1 pseudogene is annotated in these 286 nt (G+C 55.2%); it reads right to left on the bottom strand.

What is annotated here, in order from left to right:
• Positions 1 to 286: pseudogene (locus H3T84_RS12020) on the bottom strand (type IV secretion protein Rhs); the annotation flags it as partial.

Below are 286 nucleotides of genomic sequence, written 5' to 3'. Positions count from 1 at the left end.
CGGTTGTGTTTTTTGCTTACCAGCCGGTCCAGATTGTCGTAGGTGTAGTTGCGGTCCAGTATGATATCCGGCAGGATGCCTGCTCCCGGACGTTTGGTCTGTTTGCCGGTCAGGCGGCTGGTGCGGTCATATTGAAAACTGGTATTCATTTTGCCCTGGCTGCGCAGGGTTTCCCGGTGCAGGTGGTCGCGCTCGATGTCACTGATAATCTGACCGTCCAGGTTAATCTGGTGCAGATGGCCGGAACCATAATACAGTTTGTTGATGGTGCGTCCGTCCGGCAGGG

The organism is Snodgrassella sp. M0110 (assembly GCF_016101465.1).
Classification (GTDB): Bacteria; Pseudomonadota; Gammaproteobacteria; order Burkholderiales; family Neisseriaceae; genus Snodgrassella; species Snodgrassella alvi.
This window is presented reverse-complemented; position numbering and strand designations above follow the sequence as displayed.